Source organism: Virgibacillus oceani (assembly GCF_041521345.1).
GTDB classification, from domain to species: Bacteria; Bacillota; Bacilli; order Bacillales; family Amphibacillaceae; genus Virgibacillus_N; species Virgibacillus_N oceani_A.
The window spans coordinates 36,403-56,135 of sequence record NZ_JBGOHB010000031.1; the positions used below are offsets into that span (position 1 = coordinate 36,403).

Genomic DNA, 19,733 nt, shown 5'->3' on the forward strand with positions numbered 1-19,733 from the left:
CTAAAACCAATAAGTTAGTGTATCAAATATACCGATTAAAAGTAATAATACCCCGGCCACCTTTTGGGTAATCGCCCCAATCTTTCTGCTTTTCTTTAAGATAGCACCACTTGCTCCAAAATACCAGATTAAAAAGATGACAAGCAAAAGCGGGAGAGAAGTGCCAATCCCGAATATCGAAGGAAGAATAATACCATAGGATGTTGTCATAACAACAGGCATTAAAGTTAATATAAACAAAACAAACATCGTTGGGCAAAAGGCTAGGGTAAAGCTAACCCCCAATAAAAAACTTCCAAAATAACTATCTTTCAACTTATCCGGGATTTTAATCATTCCTATTGATTTACTAAACTGAAATAATCCAATCATAAATAATCCAATTATGATTAGTAATGGACCAATCGCTTTACGCAGGATTGGGAATATTTGTGATAAAACAGCGTTAGCTTCTTGTCCCAATTGCCAAATAATAATCCCAAGTACAGAAAATACGACAAGCTTCCCCAGTATAAATAATAGTACATGCAGCCAGGGAACCTTGTCTACTAAAGATTTATTCCCATAAATAGTAATGGCACTAATATTACTTGTAAGCTGACATGGGGCAACTGCCCCTACTAATCCTAAGAAAAAGGCGAATAATATCGGCATATGCTCAAATCCATATGACAGTTCATGAATTGGTCCACTTAACATCCTGCTGATTTCATTGAAAAGGTCAAACATATTTATTCAACTCACTATTGCTTAATTTATTTTTCTTTCTGTATCATCTTCATTACTGTTACATCCCTGCTATAATTATTGCAATAACCATTTTTTATTATATTAGACTTGTCTCCACCTGATTACCATCCTGTCAATCCATACTTAAGGAAATAGGTATTCTTAATATATAATACAAAAAAAGTATCCATTTTTTGTGCAGATGTTTATTCTTTTAATATTGATTTTAACCGTTCGTACTCTGATTCATCTATCTCCCCTGTTGCTAGCCTTTCTTTTAATATCTCTTGCGGATTTCTTTTACGTCCCCCATTAACATAATTAGAGACCAGGTAATAACCAATAATAATCAAGCCTACCCAAAATATAACCATAACTACCATTGGCCAGATTGAACCATATCCATGCATAAAATTCATTTTTTCACCTTCCTATATAGTAGTTTCCATAAAGTATACACTTAATTTATCAAGATAATATGCAATTTGATAAATATATTTTTAATGAGAATAAAAGAAGCAATTTAAAGAAGATGTAATAAACACTGCATATAATTTGCATATTTTTTGGGTAGTTTATTAAGGAGTTACAACAAAAACGGAAGGAGAACTAAAATGAAAATTAAAAAGTTATTGATAGTATTTATTTCTCTGGGCTCAGTATTTGTTTTATCCGCGTGTACTGGAGATAATGAGGAGCAGAATCCAGAAGAAAATACAGAAACAGAGTCTGGTACAAATGAGGATATGGATAATGAATCTAATTCAAATAATGATATGGAGGGTATGGATCATTCTGGGATGAATATGTCTGGCAGTGGTGAAGTTCCTGAAGATTTACAAGAAGCGGAAAATCCTACTTATGAGGTTGGAAGTCAAGCAATCATCCAGTCAGATCACATGGAAGGTATGGAAGGTGCTGAAGCAACGATTGTTGGTGCCTATGATACCACTGTCTATACGGTTTCATATACTCCCACAACTGGCGGAGAAGAAGTAACGGATCATAAATGGGTAATTCATGAAGAATTTGAAGCTGCCAGCGAAGAACCTCTAGGGCAAGGTAATGAAGCAACCCTAAATGCAGATCATATGGAAGGTATGGAAGGTGCTACCGCTGAAATTGATTCTGCTGAAGAAACAACAGTGTATATGGTTGACTTTGTTACAACTACTGGTGGAGAAGAAGTAACGAATCATAAATGGGTAACAGAAAATGAATTATCGCCAGCTGAATAAGTTTTTTAAAATATTTTTATCAAAAGGAGCTTATTCCATTGGATAAGCTCTTTTACATGCATTTTTTCTAACTTGCAATCGAAAGTTTGTATTCCTATAAAACTATAAAATACCACTTTTTTTACTTGATTTATATAGTTTGTTATTATTGTTGAGGTACAAGCGTAACACCCCCAGCAGCATAAATTCGCGAGTTGCTCGTTTTACCATATTCATCAATAACGATTTCACCACGAGAACCAACTTCAACACCAGCAACATGTAGATTTAACAACTCTGTTTGTACAATTACACAATAGCACATAGAACAGAAAATAGATTTAATCATTTTAATTGATTCACAAATCCTAAATGATCAATCCCCTTATCCTTTAAAACTCTCTTAGAATACAAAGGCGAATACCGATAATTTCTGTAAATTTCATTCAAACTTAATTTTTGATTAATATGTAAATCATAAATAATCTCAAAATCCTTGTTTCTTTTCAAAGCAGATATTTTTTTGTGTTTAAAAACCTCAACATTGTTCGCTTCAAATAACTGATCTAAGTCTTTCACATAAACACCTGTTTCAGCTTGTATTTCATAAGCGGTTTTTAATTCAACGTGATTCATTTTAACAAGCTCGTCCAATTTGTCTTGATACTTTTTCCATTGGTAATCCTGAAATTCAGGCTTGGGGATTTTGAACTTGTCACTGGCATAAAAAACAAAACCATGACCGTTTATATTGTTTTGGTTTTTATGTGAGTGAGCTTGATTTGTAGCCAAAACATCAGGCGTATTATTGGCATAAAAACTAAAACCATGACCTTAACAAGGGTGTCGATAGCTTCTTTGCCAAAATCCTTTTCTCCCCCGCGTGCCAAAGAATATGCCTCATCTATAAATAAAATACCGCCCATTGCTTTTTGGATCATTGCTCTTGTTTTTTGGGCGGTTTGCCCAATATACTCACCAACCAAATCCGCCCTTTCTGCTTCAATAAAATGTCCCTTTGACAATAGACTCATATCAAAATATAATTTGGCCAGTTTCCTGGCAACAGTGGTTTTTCCTGTACCGGGATTACCTTTAAACAACATATGAAGTACCTGGTTTGGAGCTGTTAAACCAAATTGCTTTCTTTTTTCATTGATCAAAACGGTTGCATAGATTTCCTTTAACTTTTCTTTTAATTCCTTCATGCCAATAAAGGAAGAAAATGCTTCATCAATATGTGAAAAAGGCCGATTTGCTTTTGGCTGGTCATGGTTTCTCTCCGTTAACACAATGTTTATTTGACCATTCCTGTTCCGTTTTAATTGAGTCTCCATGTCATCACTCCTTCATCAATGTATTATACGTTTTTATAATAAAGGTGTGACATATGCCCATAAACCTGCCAATCATTTGAAGCTGATAATCGAAAAAGACAGACGCCCGAAAGCGTCTGTCTTTTGGAATCACTCTTTTTCAAGTGTAACATTTTTCACAGGAGCAAATGTGGATATTGCATGTTTGTAAATTAATTGCTGCTTACCGTCGGTTTCCAATAAAACGGTAAAATTATCAAATGCTTTCAAAACCCCTCTTAACTGGAAACCGTTAGTTAAAAATACGGTAACAGGAATGTGATTCTTTCTTATTTGATTTAAATACTGATCCTGAATATTTACATTTTGTGGCATGATTCTTCCTCCCTTTTCTATCTATACCCTTTTATTTCTATCTTTCTTTGAAAAATCCTGCTAAATCCTCCAAAATGATTCGAAATTTTTTATTAATTGCTCCTTCATCCATATGATACCATGTTATGTCCATCTTATTTTTAAACCATGTATATTGTCTTTTCGCATACCTTCTGGAATTTCTTTTTAATAGATGAATCGTTTCATCAAGATTTGTATGTCCTTCAAAATATGGAATAAATTCTTTGTAGCCGATAGCCTTCATTGATTGCATATCTTTATCACCGTTATTATATAATTCTCTTACTTCCTGTATAAGTCCATTTTCAATCATTTGATCCACCCGTTTATTTATCCGTTCATATAATAGCTCCCTTTCCATTGTCAACCCAATAAAATATACCTCGTAAGGTGCATTTTGCTTCTGTCTTTGCTGGAATTCCGTCATCGTCATTCCAGTTGTTTCATAAACTTCTAAAGCCCTGATCACTCTTCGCTCATTATTGGGATGTATTTTTTCAGCCTGGTTTGGATCTATTTCTTTTAAATAATCATATAACGATTCAATTCCTTTTTTTCGAACCTGCTCTTCCAGTTGCTCTTTAATATGGACATCCTGCCGGCTGGAAAAATGATAGTTGAAAAGCGCTGCCTGTATATATAATCCACTGCCGCCGACAATAATCGGTATTTTTCCCGATGATGTAATTTCTTCTATGTGATTCTGTACCAAGGTCTGAAATTCAGCTGCTGAAAAACTTTCATCAGGGGACTTTATATCAATCATATGATGGGGAACTTCCTGCATTTCCTCTTCGGTTATTTTGGCAGTACCGATATCCATTCCTTTATAAATTTGCATAGAGTCCCCGCTGATGATTTCTCCGTTAAACTTTTTTGCAGCTTCAATACTTAATTTTGTTTTTCCGACTGCTGTGGGACCCACAATGGCAATTACTTTTTTTTTCATTAGTATTCCCCTGTAAACAATTCTTTATTCATAGGCTCGGTATGCTTTTAGCATCCAAACGTATTTTTCAAGTTTTCCTTGTAATGAGATGAGGAGATCTATTGTAGGCTCGTCATTTTCATTCTCGGCATAACCCATTCCCTCATCTTTTATTTCTAAAATAATCTGTTTATAATCCTCTAAGAGCTGATTGATCATTTCATCTTCTTTATCATCTGCGTTGGCTTCTGTTAATGTTGTTTCTTTTAAATATTTTACCATAGTTGCAAGCGGTTTTCCGTCTATCATTAAAATGCGTTCAGCGATTTCATCGAGATCTGCTGCAACCATATGATACATCTCTTCAAAGATTTGATGTAATTGAAAAAAGTGCCTTCCTTGTACAAACCAGTGGTATCTGTGAAGTTTTACATACATGACAAAGTAGTTTGATAACAATTGATTCATAAAATTAATCAGCTTTTGATTATCCATGTTTATCCCACCTCACTATTTTGTCATTAGCTTGTACAGTGAGCATGCGGTTTATACATAATCGCTACATGACACGCTTGAACATCTTTTCCAGTTCATAGGAAGAAAAATGAACTATAATCGGCCTGCCATGCGGACATGTAAACGGATCCTTTGTTTTGCGCAAATCTTCCAGCAATCGAAACATTTCTTCCTGACTTAAATAGTGATTTGCTTTAATGGATCGCTTGCATGACATTAAAATAGCTGCTTCTTCCCTGATCGATTCGACGTTCACTTTTTCTTTATTGATTACTTCATCAATCATTTCCCTGATTACTTCTTCTTCAAAGTCTTTAGGGAACCAGCGGGGGTGGGATCGAATAATGAATGTCTGCTGACCAAAAGGTTCAAAAAACAGGCCGACTTTTTCCAATTCCTCTTTATATTGGTCAATTAATATTGCTTCTTGAGCTGAAAATTCAAAGGTTAATGGGAAGAGCAATTCCTGTAATTCATTTGTTGTGATGCCAAGCTTTCGTTTGAAAAACTCATATTTAATTCTTTCTTGTGCAGCATGCTGATCAGCCATATACAAACCGTTTTCATTTTGTGCTAATATATAGGTTCCGTGCAGCTGTCCAATTGGATACATCTGAGGAATGCGTTCTTCTGTGGTATCATCGTATGATGCCGCAGATTCCGGTGATTTTGGTTTGTCTTCCTCATTATAATTAATTTCAGCATATTCAGGACCAGGTTCCTGGGACTGCTCAAACATTTTATCCATTTGTTGTTTCAGAGATACCTGGTCACGTTCCAGCTCAGGCTGATGTTCATTTACTTCATTTCGAACAATTGCCCCTTTTCTATTTGCCGGCTCATCAAAATTCATTGTGTGCTGCACGCTTTTTTCTTTCTGCACAGGCTTTTGCTTCATTTCCGGGATAAGTGTTAGCTCCCCGAACTTATTACGTATCGTTTCTTCAATCGCTGTATATAGTTCTCTCTCCTTGCTGAACCGGGCTTCAAGTTTAGCTGGGTGTACGTTTACATCTACCAGAATAGGATCCATGGTAATCGATAGAACAGCAATTGGTTTTTTCCCTATCGGAAGCAATGTGTGATAACCGTCTATAATCGCTTTAGTTAAGGGAATACTTTTAACATATCTCCCGTTGATTAAAATCGTAATATAATTACGTGATGACCTTGTAACTTCAGGTTTGGAAATGTATCCTGTAATAGCAAAATCAAGCGTATCATGCTTAATAGGGATCATTTGTTTTGCAGCATTCATTCCGTATACTTGGGCAATAACTTGAAGAAGATCCCCTTTTCCTGATGTTTTAAATAATTCTCTCCCGTTATGTGTTGCTTCAAACCGAATATTGGGATGGGAAAAAGCCAAACGATTTAAGTGGTCTGTAATATGACCAAGCTCCGTATGGATGGTTTTCATATACTTCAGACGTGCAGGTGTATTGAAAAAAATATCATCCACAGTAATTTCTGTTCCTTTTCTTGCATCACTTTTCTTTCTTTCTATTACCTTTCCACCTTCAAACTTTAAAAGTGTTCCAGCCTCATTACCCTGTGATGTTTTCACTGTTAATCTGCTTACAGAAGCAATACTTGCTAAGGCTTCACCGCGAAATCCAAGTGTTTTCACATGGAATAAATCATTTTCGGTTCTTATTTTACTGGTCGCATGACGTAAAAAGGCTTTTTCACAGTCTTCTTCAGCCATGCCGTTACCATTATCGGTAATCTTAATTTGCTCGAGTCCTGACTCTTTTAATTCAACCTTTATCCAGTTGCTGTCGGCATCGATACTATTTTCAATTAATTCTTTTACAACAGATGCTGGGCGTTCCACTACTTCACCTGCTGCAATTTTATTCGCCAGGCTATCAGGCATCTGTATAATGCTCATGTACAGCATCCTTTCCGCATGATTATTTTTTGATCTTTTTTTGCAGATGATATAATTCATTCATTGCTTCCATTGGTGTCATTTCAAATAAATTTAATTGCTGTAAATCATGGATTATATTTTTATGGCTTGATGGTACAGTTTCTTTATTTTTTTCTTTTGGTTCCTCCACAAAAAAGGACAGTTGTCCTGCTTCCATTTTTTCTGTATTCGGCGCTGGTTTATCATCATTTTCCAATTTCTCCAGTATAGTACCGGCCCGTTCAATAAGGGCATTCGGAAGCTCCGCCAGCTTGGCTACTTGAATTCCATAACTTTCATCGGCGGCCCCTTCTTTTATTTGATGAAGGAAAACAATATTGCCTTCGTACTCTTCCGCACGAACATGTATATTTTTTAAAGTGTTTAACGATTCTTCCAGAACGGTCAGTTCGTGATAATGGGTGGAAAACAGCGTCTTTGCCTGAATGTTGTTATGAATAAACTCTACAATTGCCTGGGCAAGTGCCATCCCGTCATAAGTGCTTGTCCCACGACCTATTTCATCCAATAATATTAAACTATTGTCAGTAGCATTATGAATTGCGTGATTGGCTTCCAGCATTTCCACCATAAAAGTACTTTGTCCCGAAACCAGGTCATCTGCAGCACCAATACGTGTAAATATTTTGTCAAACAAGATGAGTTCCGCATGTTCACAGGGAACAAAGCACCCAATTTGTCCCATAATAACAGTAAGAGCAAGCTGGCGCATATACGTGCTTTTTCCGGACATGTTGGGCCCTGTAATTAATAAGATGTTCTTTGAATCATCTAATTCTATATCATTTGGCACAAAGGAACCATCCTTCATAACCTGCTCAAGCACGGGATGCCTGCCGTCTTTAATCGTTAATTTTTTATCAGCAAAAACTGGACGTGTATAGTTATTTTTTTCACTGATCTCGGCAAATGATTGCAATACATCAATTTGACTTACAATGTCTGCGATTTGTTGAAGTACGGGAATATACGCTTTCATCTGTTCGCGGATTTCAATAAATAGCTGGTGCTCAAGGTCAACACTTTTTTCTTCCGCCTCTAAAATCAATTGTTCTTTTTCTTTTAACTCGGGAGTAACATAGCGCTCCGCATTGGTTAACGTTTGTTTCCGTTCGTATCTTCCCTCCGGCAGCAGGTGTAAATTGGCCTTTGTTACTTCAATATAATAGCCAAACACCCTGTTATAGCCAATTTTCAAGGATTTTATTTTTGTTTCCTGCTTTTCTTTTTGTTCTAACTCCGCAATCCATTTCTTTCCGTTCCGCGATGCATTCCGGTATTTATCCAGCTGTTCATTATACCCGTCTTTAATAATGTTTCCCTCTGTTATAGATATAGGAGGATCTTCTGCAAGACTCGAAGTCAATAATTCTGCTATCGCCTCTGGGAAAACAAGCTCCATAGCTAACTTGTTTATTTCTTTATGTTCGATTTGCTGCAATATTTTTTTTAGATCAGGAATTTTTTCCAAAGATTGCTGTAACTGTAGTAAATCTCGCGCATTCACGTTGCCAAATGCTATTCTTCCCGCTAATCTTTCCAGATCATAGACCGTTTTTAGAGCTTCCCTTAATTCATCTCTTTCCATAAAGCCCTGGTAAAAACCCTCTACAATTTCAAGCCGGTTTTCAATTCGTTTCTTATCAAGCAGCGGCCTTTCCAGCCATTTCTTCAGCATTCTGGAACCCATTGCTGTCACTGTTTGGTCAAGCACCCATAAAAGACTTCCGTGCTTCCCTTTTTTCATAATCGTTTCTGTTAGTTCCAGATTTCGTTTTGAGTACATATCAAGACTCATATAAGACTTTAATTCAATGACTTCTGCCGGCTTTAAATGGTCAAGTGAACGTTTTTGCGTATTTTGTACATAGTTTAGTAATCTGCTAAATGCCTTTACAAGCCTTTCATCATTTAAATGCCCGCACAGATCCCGGTACTCTCCTTGAAAATTAACCTCATCCTGGTAAGACAAGGTTACATTTAATCGTTCACGCAAGTGTTTTTGTGTTTCTTCAGGCAGTCTGGAATCGATCACCATTTCTTTGATGGACTGATTATATAATTCATGAATGACCGCATCCAATCCCTGATTTATAAGCGCAAGCCGATTTTCACCTGTTGACAAATCATGATAAACGACCACATATGAACCATCATTGAAATGTGAAAGACTTACAATATAGTTATTTTCTCCTGCTTCAAGCATCTTGCTTTCCATAACCGTTCCCGGGGTAATTAATTGAACGACTTCTCTTTTTACTACACCTTTTGCGTTTTTTGGATCTTCCACCTGTTCGCAAATGGCTACTTTATAACCTTTTTCTATTAATTTTTTTATGTAATTTTCTGATGCATGATAAGGAACGCCGCACATGGGAATAGGATCCTTTTGATTAGCATCACGTTTTGTCAGCGTAATTTCCAGTTCTCTTGCCGCCAGTATGGCATCATCAAAAAACATTTCATAAAAATCGCCTAACCTGAAAAACAAAAACGCATCTTTATATTCAGCTTTTATCTTTAAATATTGTTTCATCATCGGTGTATTTTCTGCCATGAATTATCCTCCAAAACCGCCAAATTATACTTACATTATTATAGCATACCATACTCCGGTTGTTCGAATAGGGAGAAAGAAAAAATTACGAGGAAGTACTTCCTCGTAATCATCTAATCCTTTTCATGAAGGAATTCTGGCTCTACATCGCTTAGTTCTTCATCGGTTAATTCAAAATCCCACCCACTGCTCTCATCAAAATCTTCATCGTCTTTTTTCGCTTTCCGAGTCACTTTTACTGAAATTTTTGTTTCACCAATGACCTGAACAAGAAATTCTCTTTCTACCTCTACTATAATTTTATTTCCTTTATTGGAAATTTTGCATTCCAGGCAATTAGGCTGCTGTATCACTTTAGCAATGACATCAAACTCATCATTGATGGTATTGTGGTCCTTCACAGAAAGCGGCACCACATCCGTGTACGTTACTCTTTCTGTTACCACCTCTGTTTTTGTATTATCATTATACGAATACCAGATGTTAATGTCATAGCTGCCGTGTATTTCTACCGTATCCTCTGATTTTTTCTTGGCATTGTAGAGATGGTTAATAATCCAGCAGCCCAGAATGCTTGTTGGTTTATGTGAAGGGGATACATTATGAGTTGCCTGCGTAAACTTTTTCCCTTTGCCACATACAGCTTTTGTAATAATTTCTCTGTATTCTTTATCTAGAAAAGTCATAATTACGTTTACCTCCTCTTTTTCATAGTCATTTTATGCAAGACAAATACCTAAAGTGCATAATGAAATCACGATTTCGAGGAAAGGAACTTAATGGAACGTTTATTTTGCATTTTATTTATTCGAAAACAGTATAAATCCGGGGACAAAAAAGGAGCAGCGAAACTTACTGCTCCTTTTTTATCCTCGTCCGGCTCCAGCGCCCAGCGACTAGCGGACTTCCTTCACCTCCGTACATAAGTCAACGTCGGTTTCTTTCGTCGCCGTGTTTCCTATATCTCCTCCGGCTCAGTCCAGTCCGTACGTCGCTAATCGGGCACTTCCGCCTTTGTTCCTTAATGCCCACAACCTGTACTTTTTTTTGTTTTAGATCCGGTTTCTCCTGATAACAGGTCACCGCCTGTAGATTCGATGACATTGTTTGTAACCTCTCTGGCAATTGTTCCTGATATTAATTGCAGTACATCATTTACAACAATCTGAGTTTCTTTAAACTCTTGAACTACGGGAATATCATCGATTTCTTCCTGCAAACGATCAATTTCCGCTTCAACCTTTTTCAATGCCTCTGTTTTTTCATATGCCTGGAAATTTACTGCCTGTTTTTGCAGTGTTTTAATTCGCTGTATTAATTGCTGTACTTTTTGATTATCATTAATTTTTGCTTCAACTTGTTTAAAGCGGTCTATTTCTTCTGTTTCAGCCAGCATTCCGGCTAATTTTCTTGCTTCTTCCAAAATTTGTTTTCGTGTATATTCTGCCATCGTTAGTTCACCTCTACTTTATTTTCAACCATTACCCCGTCCAATGACCAGGTTTTTGCTTCGGTAATTTCTACCTCCACAATACTTCCTATGGCCGATTTTGGCCCTTTAAAGTTAACCAGCTTATTCTTTTCTGTATATCCCGCCAATACATCGGGATCTTTTTTACTTTCACCTTCAACAAGTACTTTAACAATCTGCTTATCATACTTTTTCATGGATTCTGCAGATTGCTTATTTACTAACTCATTTAAACGGTAGAGGCGCTGCTTTTTCACTGCTTCCGGTATATCATCATTTTTGCGGGCAGCAGGTGTGCCTTCTCTTGGAGAATAGATAAATGTGTAAGCTGCTTCAAACCCGACTTCTTCCATAAGTGTCATTGTTTCTTCAAATTGCTCATCTGTTTCATTTGGAAAACCGACGATAATATCCGTCGTTAATGTCGCATTAGGCATCGCTTTCCGGATTTTGCGCACCAATTCCAAATATGATTCTCTTGTATATTTCCTATTCATTTTTTTCAGTATTTCACTGCTTCCGGACTGTACAGGCAGATGAATATGATCCAGCAGATTGCCGCCTTTTGCCAGCACTTCAATCAGGCGATCATCAAAATCCCTTGGATGAGAGGTAGTAAACCTTACACGCGGAATATCAATTTTATGCAAATCATCCATCAGATCCCCAAGTCCATATGCCGTATCATCAAAATCCTTTCCATATGCGTTGACATTCTGCCCCAGCAGTGTGACTTCCTGATACCCTTGTGCTGCCAAGTGGCGCACTTCCTGAATGATATCTTCAGGTCTGCGGCTTCTTTCTTTTCCGCGGGTCATTGGGACAATACAATATGTACAGAATTTATCACAGCCATACATGATATTTACCCAGGCTTTTATTTTTCCTTTTCTTGCTTTAGGAAGATTTTCAATAATATCTCCCTCTTTGGACCACACTTCTACGATTTTCTCTTTACCAAACATCGCTTCCTTCACTAAATGCGGCAGGCGGTGTATATTATGTGTACCAAAAATCAAGTCAACATGCTGATGTTTTTGCAAGATCCGGTTTACTACTGATTCCTCCTGTGACATACAGCCGCAAACGCCAAGAATTAAATCAGGATTTTCCAGCTTTAACGGCTTTAAATGGCCGATTTCGCCAAATACTTTATTCTCCGCATTTTCCCGAATCGCACAGGTATTCAATAAAATGATATCAGCCTCATTTGTATCGGTTGTGGATTCATATCCCATTTCTGTTAATATTCCGGCCATTACTTCTGTATCATGTTCGTTCATTTGGCAGCCATATGTACGGATAAGAAATTTTTTTCCTTCTCCAATGGATTGCATGTCTTCCGGAATGGAAAAATCATAATGGAACTGAATATCTTCTTTTCGGCGCTTTCTTGCTTTATTAATATTCGGCGGCTGATAATTGGATTGAAAATATTTGGCTATCATATCATCGCTCGTTGTTTCTTTTATTCGATTCATATTCTCTCCAGATTTTCCATCTGGTTGTTTTATTTGTGATTGTTCTAAACGCTGGTCTTCGTTCATTGCGGAGACTCCTTTCCATTAAGTGAAACTTCATTTAGTGGGGATATCTTTTCCCTGCTGCATGTTAGTACCATAAGGGTATGAATTAAAGGTTGTTGAACAGCATCATACCATTACAGCCAGTTGCGTTCCCACTAATCCTTCTTGATTTCCCTGAAATTTTAAAGTGGATGTCTTACTGCCCATTAAGGCGGTATAAAACTTATTCAAACTGATAACTATCCATTCTTACAGTATAAAGCTTATCATTAAATTAAACAATATATCGAGTAAAATTACCTCTTCTGCAAACAGAAAGGTTACTAAAATTGTCATTTTTTATTTCCATTTGGATTTATACCTATTTCCCGTAAAAAATAGTGCTGCGCAAACACGCAACACTTTTTGGGATTCCATATGTCAATAATGGACAGGTTGTCCGACCATTTCTTCCTCCAAACTGCAATCTGGTTTTCGTCATTCACCTTGGTTCTACAATCAATTTTATTGCTGTTCTCTCTTCATTATCAATCATAATATCAGTAAAAGCCGGGATGCAGATAAGATCAACTCCACTTGGTGCTACAAAACCTCTGGCAATAGCCACAGCTTTAACTCCCTGATTTAAAGCTCCTGCACCAATTGCTTGAATTTCTGCTGAACCTCGTTCTCTTAGCACATTTGCAAGTGCTCCTGCTACTGAATTGGGATTCGATTTTGCTGAAACCTTTAATACTTCCATTACTGGTACCTCCCTCGTTAACTATTGGTTTTCTACTGCTACTATATTCCCGGAATGGTTAGCTTATTACCTTATTACGCATTAATAATTCCAAAAATTCAATTAGTCAAGAAAAGAAGGGGTGATCTTCATTGATTAGTATTCGCTCAATAGCTGTTGCTTCCCCATTTTCAGCATTTAACGTAATTAATACACCATTTAGTTGATGTCTTCCCTTTTTGGTAATTTCAAAACGTACTGGCATGGAAGTTAAAAATCGTTTTAATACGGCTTCCCTTTCAACACCCAATATACCATCATATGGGCCTGTCATACCTGTATCTGTTATATATGCAGTTCCCTGTGGCAAAATTCGCTCATCTGCCGTTTGTGTATGTGTATGTGTTCCAACTATAGCACTTACCCTTCCGTCGACATACCAACCCATCGCCTGTTTCTCGCTGGTTGCTTCAGCATGAAAGTCCACAAAAATAATATTGGTTCTTTTTTTTGCTTCTTCAATTAATTCATCCATTTTTCGAAAGGGGTCATCAATTGCCGGTAAAAAAGTACGTCCCTGCATATTAATGACAGCAGCTTCAGTGCCATTTATATTCACAAATGCTATTCCTTTACCCGGGTTCCCTTCCGGAAAATTAGCTGGCCGGACCATATTTTTTGCGTCATCAATAAAGTCGAAAATTTCTTTTCTGTCCCATGTATGATTGCCCATTGTTATAACCTGCGCGCCCCACCCTAAAAACTGCTTATAAATGGATTCCGTAATGCCTTTGCCTGAGGCGGCATTTTCACCATTGACTATTGTTAAATGAGGTTTGTATTTACTTTTTAGTTTAGGCAGATATTCTTCTATCATGGATCTGCCTGGGGAGCCGACCACATCACCTATAAATAAAATTTTCATGAATCCAATCATCCTATCTTTTTTATTATGTTAAGTTTTTCATAATGGTTCGTGATTGTCAAAAAAATGCCTAAAGGCAAGAGTGCCCGTGTTTAGCGACGTACGGACTACGCCTTGAGGCTGCGCTAAATTCTCTCGGCAAAGGCATAGCAGCAGTTTCAAGGCAGCACCTTTGCTATCACTCGGTCTCGAGCCCGACGAAGCTGAATAATTTGGTCAATCCACAGCTTATGCATTTTATAATTCCCTGTAAAAGTAAAGAAAAAAAGCGGGGCACAAAGGCTCCGCTTTATTTAGCATATTCAACTGATCTCGTTTCTCTTATAACAGTTACTTTAATATGTCCCGGGTAATCTAGCTCATCTTCAATACGCTTTCTTATATCTCTGGCGACACGTACCGATTCAATGTCATCAATCTCATCGGGGCTAACCATGATGCGGATTTCTCTCCCTGCTTGAATAGCAAATGATTTTTCCACACCTTCAAATGTCTCTGATATTTCTTCAAGTTTTTCAAGACGTTTGATGTAGTTTTCCAGCGTTTCACTGCGTGCACCCGGTCTGGCTGCAGATAAAGCATCTGCTGCAGCTACTAATACGGAAATAACTGATGTTGGCTCCTCGTCCCCGTGATGGGATGCAATCGAATTGATAACAACTGCATGTTCTTTATATTTTGTTGCCAGTTCTTTTCCGATTTCCACATGGCTACCTTCTACTTCATGGTCAATTGCTTTACCGATATCATGGAGTAATCCGGCTCTTTTTGCCAGTGTTTCATCTTCTCCTAATTCTGCTGCAAGTAATCCTGCAAGAGAAGCAACCTCTGTTGAATGCTTCAGGACATTTTGTCCATAGCTTGTACGATATTTTAGTCGACCAAGTATCTTGACCAGGTCCGGATGCAATCCATGTACACCAACTTCAAAGGTGGTCTCTTCACCAATTTCACGAATATATTCATCGACTTCTCTTCTGGCTTTGTCCACCATTTCTTCAATTCGTGCAGGATGAATTCTGCCATCCTGAACCAGTTTTTCCAAAGCGAGTCGTGCAGTTTCCCTGCGTATTGGATCAAAACCTGATAGTATAACTGCCTCCGGTGTATCGTCAATAATTAAGTCAATACCCGTTAAGGTTTCCAGTGTACGTATATTGCGTCCTTCTCTCCCAATTATCCGACCTTTCATTTCATCATTTGGAAGATTTACCACAGATACTGTCGTTTCAGCAACATGGTCTGCAGCACAGCGCTGTAAAGCCAATGAAAGTATATTTTTCGCCTTTTTATCGGCCTCTTCTTTTGCCCGGTTTTCAGCTTCTTTAATCAATAATGCTGATTCATGTGCTACTTCCCGTTCAATTCGCTCTAAAATAACCTGTCTGGCGTGATCTGTAGTATATCCTGAAATGCGTTCAAGCTCGGTTTGCTGCTCTTTTACCATAGCTTCCACTTTGCTTTCCATTTCTTCAATTTGTTGTTGTTTTTCTGTCAGTGATTGCTCTCTTCCTTCCAACATAAGTTCACGCTTATCAAGTGTTTCACTTTTTCTGTCCAGATTTTCTTCTTTTTGCATCAGACGATTTTCCTGCTTCTGTACCTCAGATCTTCGCTCGCGCAATTCTTCTTCAGTCTGCTGACGAAGCTGGTGGTTTTCTTCTTTCGCCTCAAGAAGTGCCTCTTTTTTAGCGGCATCTGCATTTCGATGTGCTTCATCAACTATTTGCTTGGCCAAAGTTTCTGCGCTCGAAATTTTAGCTTCTGCAATAGATTTACGAATCAGATAACCAACAACAATACCGACGATTAGGATTAAAGCAAGCAAAATGGAGATGATTATAGGATTGTCCATGATTTCACCTCCTATTGCTATTAAGTTGTTTTACAATTCATTATTGTCGGCATGTAACATGTTCAAGTGCATAAATAACAATAAATAAATCATATAATATAAATTATATTTATACATTATTAATTGTAATTGTCTGTATTGGGAATGTCAAGGAAACGTCATACTTATCAGGACAATTTTAAACTAAAACATATCGGGGGATTTTTTATTTTATCAGGGTGTATTGTATTACAAACTCATGTAATCTATCAGTGGAATAAATAAAAAAGATAGTGACATTCAATTCAGCGGAATGCTTCAAGTGAACTCACTATCTAACTGGCTTTTATGATTTTTTTTATTTTACACTATCATTCTAGTAATTACTATACATTCAAACTGCCTTGTTCAGCTTCCTCGTCTACTTCTTCATTTTCTTCACTCATATTATGATGAGCTCGTACTGCCTGCTGTATTTCTGCCATCATCTCTTTATGTTCTTTCAGGAACTGCTTGGCATTTTCCCGGCCTTGTCCCAGCCGTTCACCGTTATAGGAATACCATGCGCCGCTTTTATCGACGATATCTAATTCAGAACCGATATCAAGAATCTCTCCCTCTTTGGATATACCTTCCCCGTACATAATATCTACTTCAGCCTGCTTAAATGGGGGAGCTACTTTATTCTTTACGACTTTAAGTCTCGCTCTGTTCCCGACCATCTCATTTCCCTGCTTCAGGGTTTCTGCCCTGCGCACTTCCAGTCTGACTGAGGAATAAAACTTAAGCGCACGGCCGCCCGGTGTGGTTTCCGGATTACCGAACATGACACCGACTTTTTCACGTATCTGATTAATAAAGATAGCTGTCGTCTTTGACTTATTAATTGCTCCCGACAATTTACGCAATGCCTGGGACATCAGTCTAGCCTGCAGGCCAACATGAGCATCACCCATTTCGCCTTCAATTTCCGCTTTTGGCACAAGAGCTGCAACAGAATCTACTACCACCAAATCAACGGCACCACTTCTAACGAGTGCTTCAGCGATTTCCAATGCTTGTTCCCCTGTATCAGGCTGAGATAGAAGCAGCTCATCTGTATCCACTCCTAAAGCACGGGCATATGTTGGGTCGAGCGCATGCTCTGCATCAATAAAGGCAGCTTGTCCACCTTTTCTTTGAGCTTCTGCAATTGCATGCAAGGCAACTGTTGTTTTACCTGAAGATTCCGGTCCATAAATTTCAACGACTCTCCCTCGTGGGTAACCTCCTATGCCTAAAGCTACGTCCAGTGCCAGGGAACCACTTGGGATGGTCGCCATTTTTTGCTCCGCCTGTTCTCCAAGCTTCATGATCGAACCTTTGCCAAATTGCTTCTCTATCTGTCTTAACGCCATATCCAATGCTTGTTTTTTATCGCTCAAAACAACTTCCTCCTTTTTTCAACTAATTACATCATACTACTTTTTTCTTCATTTGCCAAGAAAAACACGAATGGATGTTCTTGTGTTTTCAGACTTGAATTTTTGCCGAAATTAAAAATCTGAGGGTAATGTGATAAGTGAAATGCAAAATCCATATCTTTTTCAGCTAAGATTTTTATTTTCCATCCCTTTTAAAAAATTTAATAAAAGTTCAAACCCCTTTAACATTGTCCTTCTTCTAATGGTATTCCGGTCACCCTGAAAGGAAAATTCTTTACTCACCTGATTTCCACGCCGGTCACATATAGCAATGAATACGGTGCCGACCGGTTTTCCTTCCGATTCAACCGGGCCTGCTATCCCGGTAAAGCTGATGCCTATATCGGAATCAAGCTTTTCATACACATTGGCTGCCATTTCAATAGCACATGCTTCACTTACGGTTCCCTCTCTCTGTATCGTTTCTGCAGATACACCCAGCAAATTTTGTTTAACGTTTGTATCATAAGAAACAATTCCTCCCCGGCATACTTGGGAAGCTCCTTCAACTGAAACAAGCTTTTCCGTGAACATACCACCTGTTAAACTCTCCGCAGCAGCCAATGTTACATTTTGATTTTTCAACATGGAATATACACGGCGTTCTATTGTTTCTTCATCTGCTCCGTAAAAGTAGGCCCCTACTCGCGCTAAAATTCGATTCTTTGTATTTTTTATTAAATGATTTACCTCTTCAATCGAACTGGCTTTAGCTGTCACCCGTAAGACTACACCGTCATTTTGGGCAAGTGGCGCAATTGTCGGGTTCGTTTGCTCCTTAATCATATCCTGCAGATCATGTTCCAAAGCAGATTCGCCAATACCTATAAATTTGAGCACCGTTGATTGAATGATTTCTTCCTGTCCGGTCAATTTTTGCAAATAGGGAAATACATCATTGCGTGATAAAGATTTCATTTCCCTTGGCACCCCTGGTAAAAACACCCATGTTTTATCTTCATAGGTTGTAATCATCCCCGGTGCCATCCCTGCTCTGTTATACAGGACTTCTGCACCTTCAAATACGCGTGCTTGCCTTCGGTTATTCGGTGTCATCACAGATTTTTGTTTTTCAAAAAATGCCTTTATTTTTTCCATTGAGGGACCGTGTTCGATTAGTTCCAGACCGCTCATTGATTGAAATGCTTCCCTTGTCATATCATCATCTGTCGGGCCGAGTCCTCCTGTCACGATAATAATATCTGACCTGCTATGAGCAAGTTTAAAAGCGTTTAATACGCGGGATAAGTTATCACCGACCACTACATGCTGGTAAACGTTAATCCCATAGTTCGCAAGTTCCCTGGACAGCCATTGTGCATTTGTATTAACAATCTGCCCTAATAACAATTCCGTACCTACTGCGATTATTTCCGATTTAAATTGCTTCGTCATTTTGAATCCCTCATCACATGCCAATTTTTCACAAAATAATCATACCCCGAAATCACGGTAAATACTAAAGCAGCATACAGCATAATCGTTCCAAAAGGAAATCCTATATAAGAAAATGGAAAGTTATTTAATAATAAAACTGCAATAGCGATCATTTGTGTTGCTGTCTTTAATTTCCCCATACTTCCGGCTGCAAGTACGATCCCCTCACCCGCCGCAACTAAACGCAGGCCAGTTACAGCCATTTCTCTGGAGATGATGATAATAACAATCCAGGCCGGGGCTAGACCCATTTCCACCAGCATAATTAAAGCGGCTGCTACAAGCAATTTATCGGCAAGTGGATCTAAAAACTTGCCAAGATTTGTAACGAGGTTATATTTCCTTGCATAATACCCATCTACCCAGTCTGTTACAGCAGCAATTATAAAAATAATAGCAGCTATAAAATGGGTTATCGGGAGCTCCCTTTCTCCAATATTCCATTGAGGTCCCCATTCAAAAGGGATCGTTAATACCAAAATAAAAACTGGAATCATTAATATCCGGGATAAGGTTAATCTATTCGGTATGTTCATCTTGTTTTCCTCCAACATTATTCAAGGTATAAAACCCTTCCAATCTGAACAATTCGGAAGGGTTTTATAAAGTGAGACTTCATTCAGTGGGGGCTTTGTTCATCTCCCACTGAAACAACCATGGCTATGCTACGCATCGCCACCAACTACCATGAAAATGAATTTCTAAACGAAATAGAAGTATTCATTTAGAAAAATATGGAGATATAGTTAATAACAATACGA

Annotated in this window: 18 protein-coding genes and 2 pseudogenes; 1 reads left to right on the forward strand and 19 read right to left on the reverse strand. The window is 38.0% G+C overall.

From position 1 onward, the window contains the following. Together ACDX78_RS18765 and ACDX78_RS18770 are read right to left on the reverse strand one after the other, a co-directional pair. A complete protein-coding gene (locus ACDX78_RS18765; protein WP_486029750.1) occupies positions 1-729 on the reverse strand; it encodes a cytochrome c biogenesis CcdA family protein in 729 nt (242 codons plus the stop codon). Positions 730-935: 206 nt separating this feature from the next. Continuing rightward, positions 936-1,148, reverse strand: a complete 213-nt coding sequence (locus ACDX78_RS18770) for an SHOCT domain-containing protein (RefSeq protein WP_486029752.1) — start codon at positions 1,146-1,148, stop codon at positions 936-938. A 195-nt stretch (positions 1,149-1,343) separates the two neighbouring features. Between ACDX78_RS18770 and ACDX78_RS18775 the strand changes: the two genes are divergently transcribed. After that, entirely contained in the window at positions 1,344-1,967 is a 624-nt protein-coding gene (locus ACDX78_RS18775) for a YdhK family protein (protein ID WP_486029754.1), read from the forward strand. Between the two features lie 151 nt (positions 1,968-2,118). Here ACDX78_RS18775 and ACDX78_RS18780 read toward each other — a convergent pair. The 17 genes and pseudogenes from ACDX78_RS18780 to pgsA form a co-directional block, all read right to left on the reverse strand. Further along, a pseudogene (locus ACDX78_RS18780) lies at positions 2,119-2,247 on the reverse strand (FAD-dependent oxidoreductase); the annotation flags it as partial. 44 nt (positions 2,248-2,291) lie between these two features. Beyond that, positions 2,292-2,738, reverse strand: coding sequence for an AraC family transcriptional regulator (locus tag ACDX78_RS18785; protein ID WP_486029755.1), 447 nt, complete (start codon positions 2,736-2,738; stop codon positions 2,292-2,294). A gap of 35 nt (positions 2,739-2,773) precedes the next feature. Beyond that, a pseudogene (locus ACDX78_RS18790) lies at positions 2,774-3,283 on the reverse strand (AAA family ATPase); the annotation flags it as partial. A gap of 129 nt (positions 3,284-3,412) precedes the next feature. After that, positions 3,413-3,637 carry an RNA chaperone Hfq gene (hfq, locus tag ACDX78_RS18795; RefSeq protein ID WP_486029757.1) on the reverse strand — a complete coding sequence of 75 codons (225 nt, stop codon included), beginning with the start codon at positions 3,635-3,637 and terminating at the stop codon, positions 3,413-3,415. Positions 3,638-3,674: 37 nt separating this feature from the next. Further along, entirely contained in the window at positions 3,675-4,607 is a 933-nt protein-coding gene (miaA, locus tag ACDX78_RS18800) for a tRNA (adenosine(37)-N6)-dimethylallyltransferase MiaA (protein ID WP_486029759.1), read from the reverse strand. A 24-nt stretch (positions 4,608-4,631) separates the two neighbouring features. Next, positions 4,632-5,081 (reverse strand): Dps family protein, encoded by a 450-nt coding sequence (locus ACDX78_RS18805; protein ID WP_486029761.1) that lies wholly within the window; start codon positions 5,079-5,081, stop codon positions 4,632-4,634. Positions 5,082-5,145: 64 nt separating this feature from the next. Next, positions 5,146-6,996, reverse strand: coding sequence for a DNA mismatch repair endonuclease MutL (gene mutL, locus ACDX78_RS18810; RefSeq protein ID WP_486029762.1), 1,851 nt, complete (start codon positions 6,994-6,996; stop codon positions 5,146-5,148). Positions 6,997-7,018: 22 nt separating this feature from the next. Next, positions 7,019-9,595: a DNA mismatch repair protein MutS gene (mutS, locus tag ACDX78_RS18815; RefSeq protein WP_486029764.1), complete on the reverse strand. Its 2,577-nt coding sequence runs from the start codon at positions 9,593-9,595 to the stop codon at positions 7,019-7,021. Between the two features lie 113 nt (positions 9,596-9,708). Continuing rightward, complete coding sequence (locus tag ACDX78_RS18820; protein WP_486029766.1) at positions 9,709-10,281, reverse strand: outer spore coat protein CotE; 573 nt, start codon at positions 10,279-10,281, stop codon at positions 9,709-9,711. A gap of 335 nt (positions 10,282-10,616) precedes the next feature. Then, entirely contained in the window at positions 10,617-11,045 is a 429-nt protein-coding gene (locus ACDX78_RS18825; protein WP_486029767.1) for a YlbF/YmcA family competence regulator, read from the reverse strand. Positions 11,046-11,047: 2 nt separating this feature from the next. Beyond that, positions 11,048-12,613, reverse strand: a complete 1,566-nt coding sequence (miaB, locus tag ACDX78_RS18830) for a tRNA (N6-isopentenyl adenosine(37)-C2)-methylthiotransferase MiaB (RefSeq protein ID WP_486029769.1) — start codon at positions 12,611-12,613, stop codon at positions 11,048-11,050. Positions 12,614-13,073: 460 nt separating this feature from the next. After that, on the reverse strand, positions 13,074-13,334 hold the full coding sequence (locus ACDX78_RS18835) for a stage V sporulation protein S (RefSeq protein WP_486029771.1): 261 nt from the start codon (positions 13,332-13,334) through the stop codon (positions 13,074-13,076). A 106-nt stretch (positions 13,335-13,440) separates the two neighbouring features. Next, positions 13,441-14,238, reverse strand: a complete 798-nt coding sequence (locus ACDX78_RS18840; protein WP_486029773.1) for a TIGR00282 family metallophosphoesterase — start codon at positions 14,236-14,238, stop codon at positions 13,441-13,443. A gap of 289 nt (positions 14,239-14,527) precedes the next feature. Continuing rightward, the gene (gene rny / locus ACDX78_RS18845; protein WP_486029774.1) at positions 14,528-16,093 is read right to left on the reverse strand and encodes a ribonuclease Y; all 1,566 of its coding nucleotides are present in this window, start codon (positions 16,091-16,093) and stop codon (positions 14,528-14,530) included. A gap of 365 nt (positions 16,094-16,458) precedes the next feature. Further along, a complete protein-coding gene (gene recA / locus ACDX78_RS18850; RefSeq protein ID WP_486029776.1) occupies positions 16,459-17,496 on the reverse strand; it encodes a recombinase RecA in 1,038 nt (345 codons plus the stop codon). Positions 17,497-17,658: 162 nt separating this feature from the next. After that, the gene (locus ACDX78_RS18855; RefSeq protein WP_486029778.1) at positions 17,659-18,930 is read right to left on the reverse strand and encodes a competence/damage-inducible protein A; all 1,272 of its coding nucleotides are present in this window, start codon (positions 18,928-18,930) and stop codon (positions 17,659-17,661) included. Beyond that, positions 18,927-19,508, reverse strand: a complete 582-nt coding sequence (gene pgsA / locus ACDX78_RS18860; RefSeq protein ID WP_486029780.1) for a CDP-diacylglycerol--glycerol-3-phosphate 3-phosphatidyltransferase — start codon at positions 19,506-19,508, stop codon at positions 18,927-18,929. Before pgsA ends, ACDX78_RS18855 begins: the two co-directional genes overlap by 4 nt. Positions 19,509-19,733 lie beyond the last annotated feature (225 nt).

What these genes read in the sequence shown, in the direction of transcription:
- miaB (WP_486029769.1), bottom strand. Translation starts at nt 12,613, where the DNA reads ATGAACGAAGACCAGCGTTTAGAACAATCACAAATAAAACAACCAGAT.
- ACDX78_RS18840 (WP_486029773.1), bottom strand. Translation starts at nt 14,238, where the DNA reads ATGAAAATTTTATTTATAGGTGATGTGGTCGGCTCCCCAGGCAGATCC.
- ACDX78_RS18765 (WP_486029750.1), bottom strand. Translation starts at nt 729, where the DNA reads ATGTTTGACCTTTTCAATGAAATCAGCAGGATGTTAAGTGGACCAATT.
- hfq (WP_486029757.1), bottom strand. Translation starts at nt 3,637, where the DNA reads ATGCCACAAAATGTAAATATTCAGGATCAGTATTTAAATCAAATAAGA.
- ACDX78_RS18825 (WP_486029767.1), bottom strand. Translation starts at nt 11,045, where the DNA reads ATGGCAGAATATACACGAAAACAAATTTTGGAAGAAGCAAGAAAATTA.
- pgsA (WP_486029780.1), bottom strand. Translation starts at nt 19,508, where the DNA reads ATGAACATACCGAATAGATTAACCTTATCCCGGATATTAATGATTCCA.
- ACDX78_RS18820 (WP_486029766.1), bottom strand. Translation starts at nt 10,281, where the DNA reads ATGACTTTTCTAGATAAAGAATACAGAGAAATTATTACAAAAGCTGTA.
- mutL (WP_486029762.1), bottom strand. Translation starts at nt 6,996, where the DNA reads ATGAGCATTATACAGATGCCTGATAGCCTGGCGAATAAAATTGCAGCA.
- mutS (WP_486029764.1), bottom strand. Translation starts at nt 9,595, where the DNA reads ATGGCAGAAAATACACCGATGATGAAACAATATTTAAAGATAAAAGCT.
- ACDX78_RS18835 (WP_486029771.1), bottom strand. Translation starts at nt 13,334, where the DNA reads ATGGAAGTATTAAAGGTTTCAGCAAAATCGAATCCCAATTCAGTAGCA.
- ACDX78_RS18805 (WP_486029761.1), bottom strand. Translation starts at nt 5,081, where the DNA reads ATGGATAATCAAAAGCTGATTAATTTTATGAATCAATTGTTATCAAAC.
- rny (WP_486029774.1), bottom strand. Translation starts at nt 16,093, where the DNA reads ATGGACAATCCTATAATCATCTCCATTTTGCTTGCTTTAATCCTAATC.
- ACDX78_RS18855 (WP_486029778.1), bottom strand. Translation starts at nt 18,930, where the DNA reads ATGACGAAGCAATTTAAATCGGAAATAATCGCAGTAGGTACGGAATTG.
- ACDX78_RS18775 (WP_486029754.1), top strand. Translation starts at nt 1,344, where the DNA reads ATGAAAATTAAAAAGTTATTGATAGTATTTATTTCTCTGGGCTCAGTA.
- ACDX78_RS18770 (WP_486029752.1), bottom strand. Translation starts at nt 1,148, where the DNA reads ATGAATTTTATGCATGGATATGGTTCAATCTGGCCAATGGTAGTTATG.
- miaA (WP_486029759.1), bottom strand. Translation starts at nt 4,607, where the DNA reads ATGAAAAAAAAAGTAATTGCCATTGTGGGTCCCACAGCAGTCGGAAAA.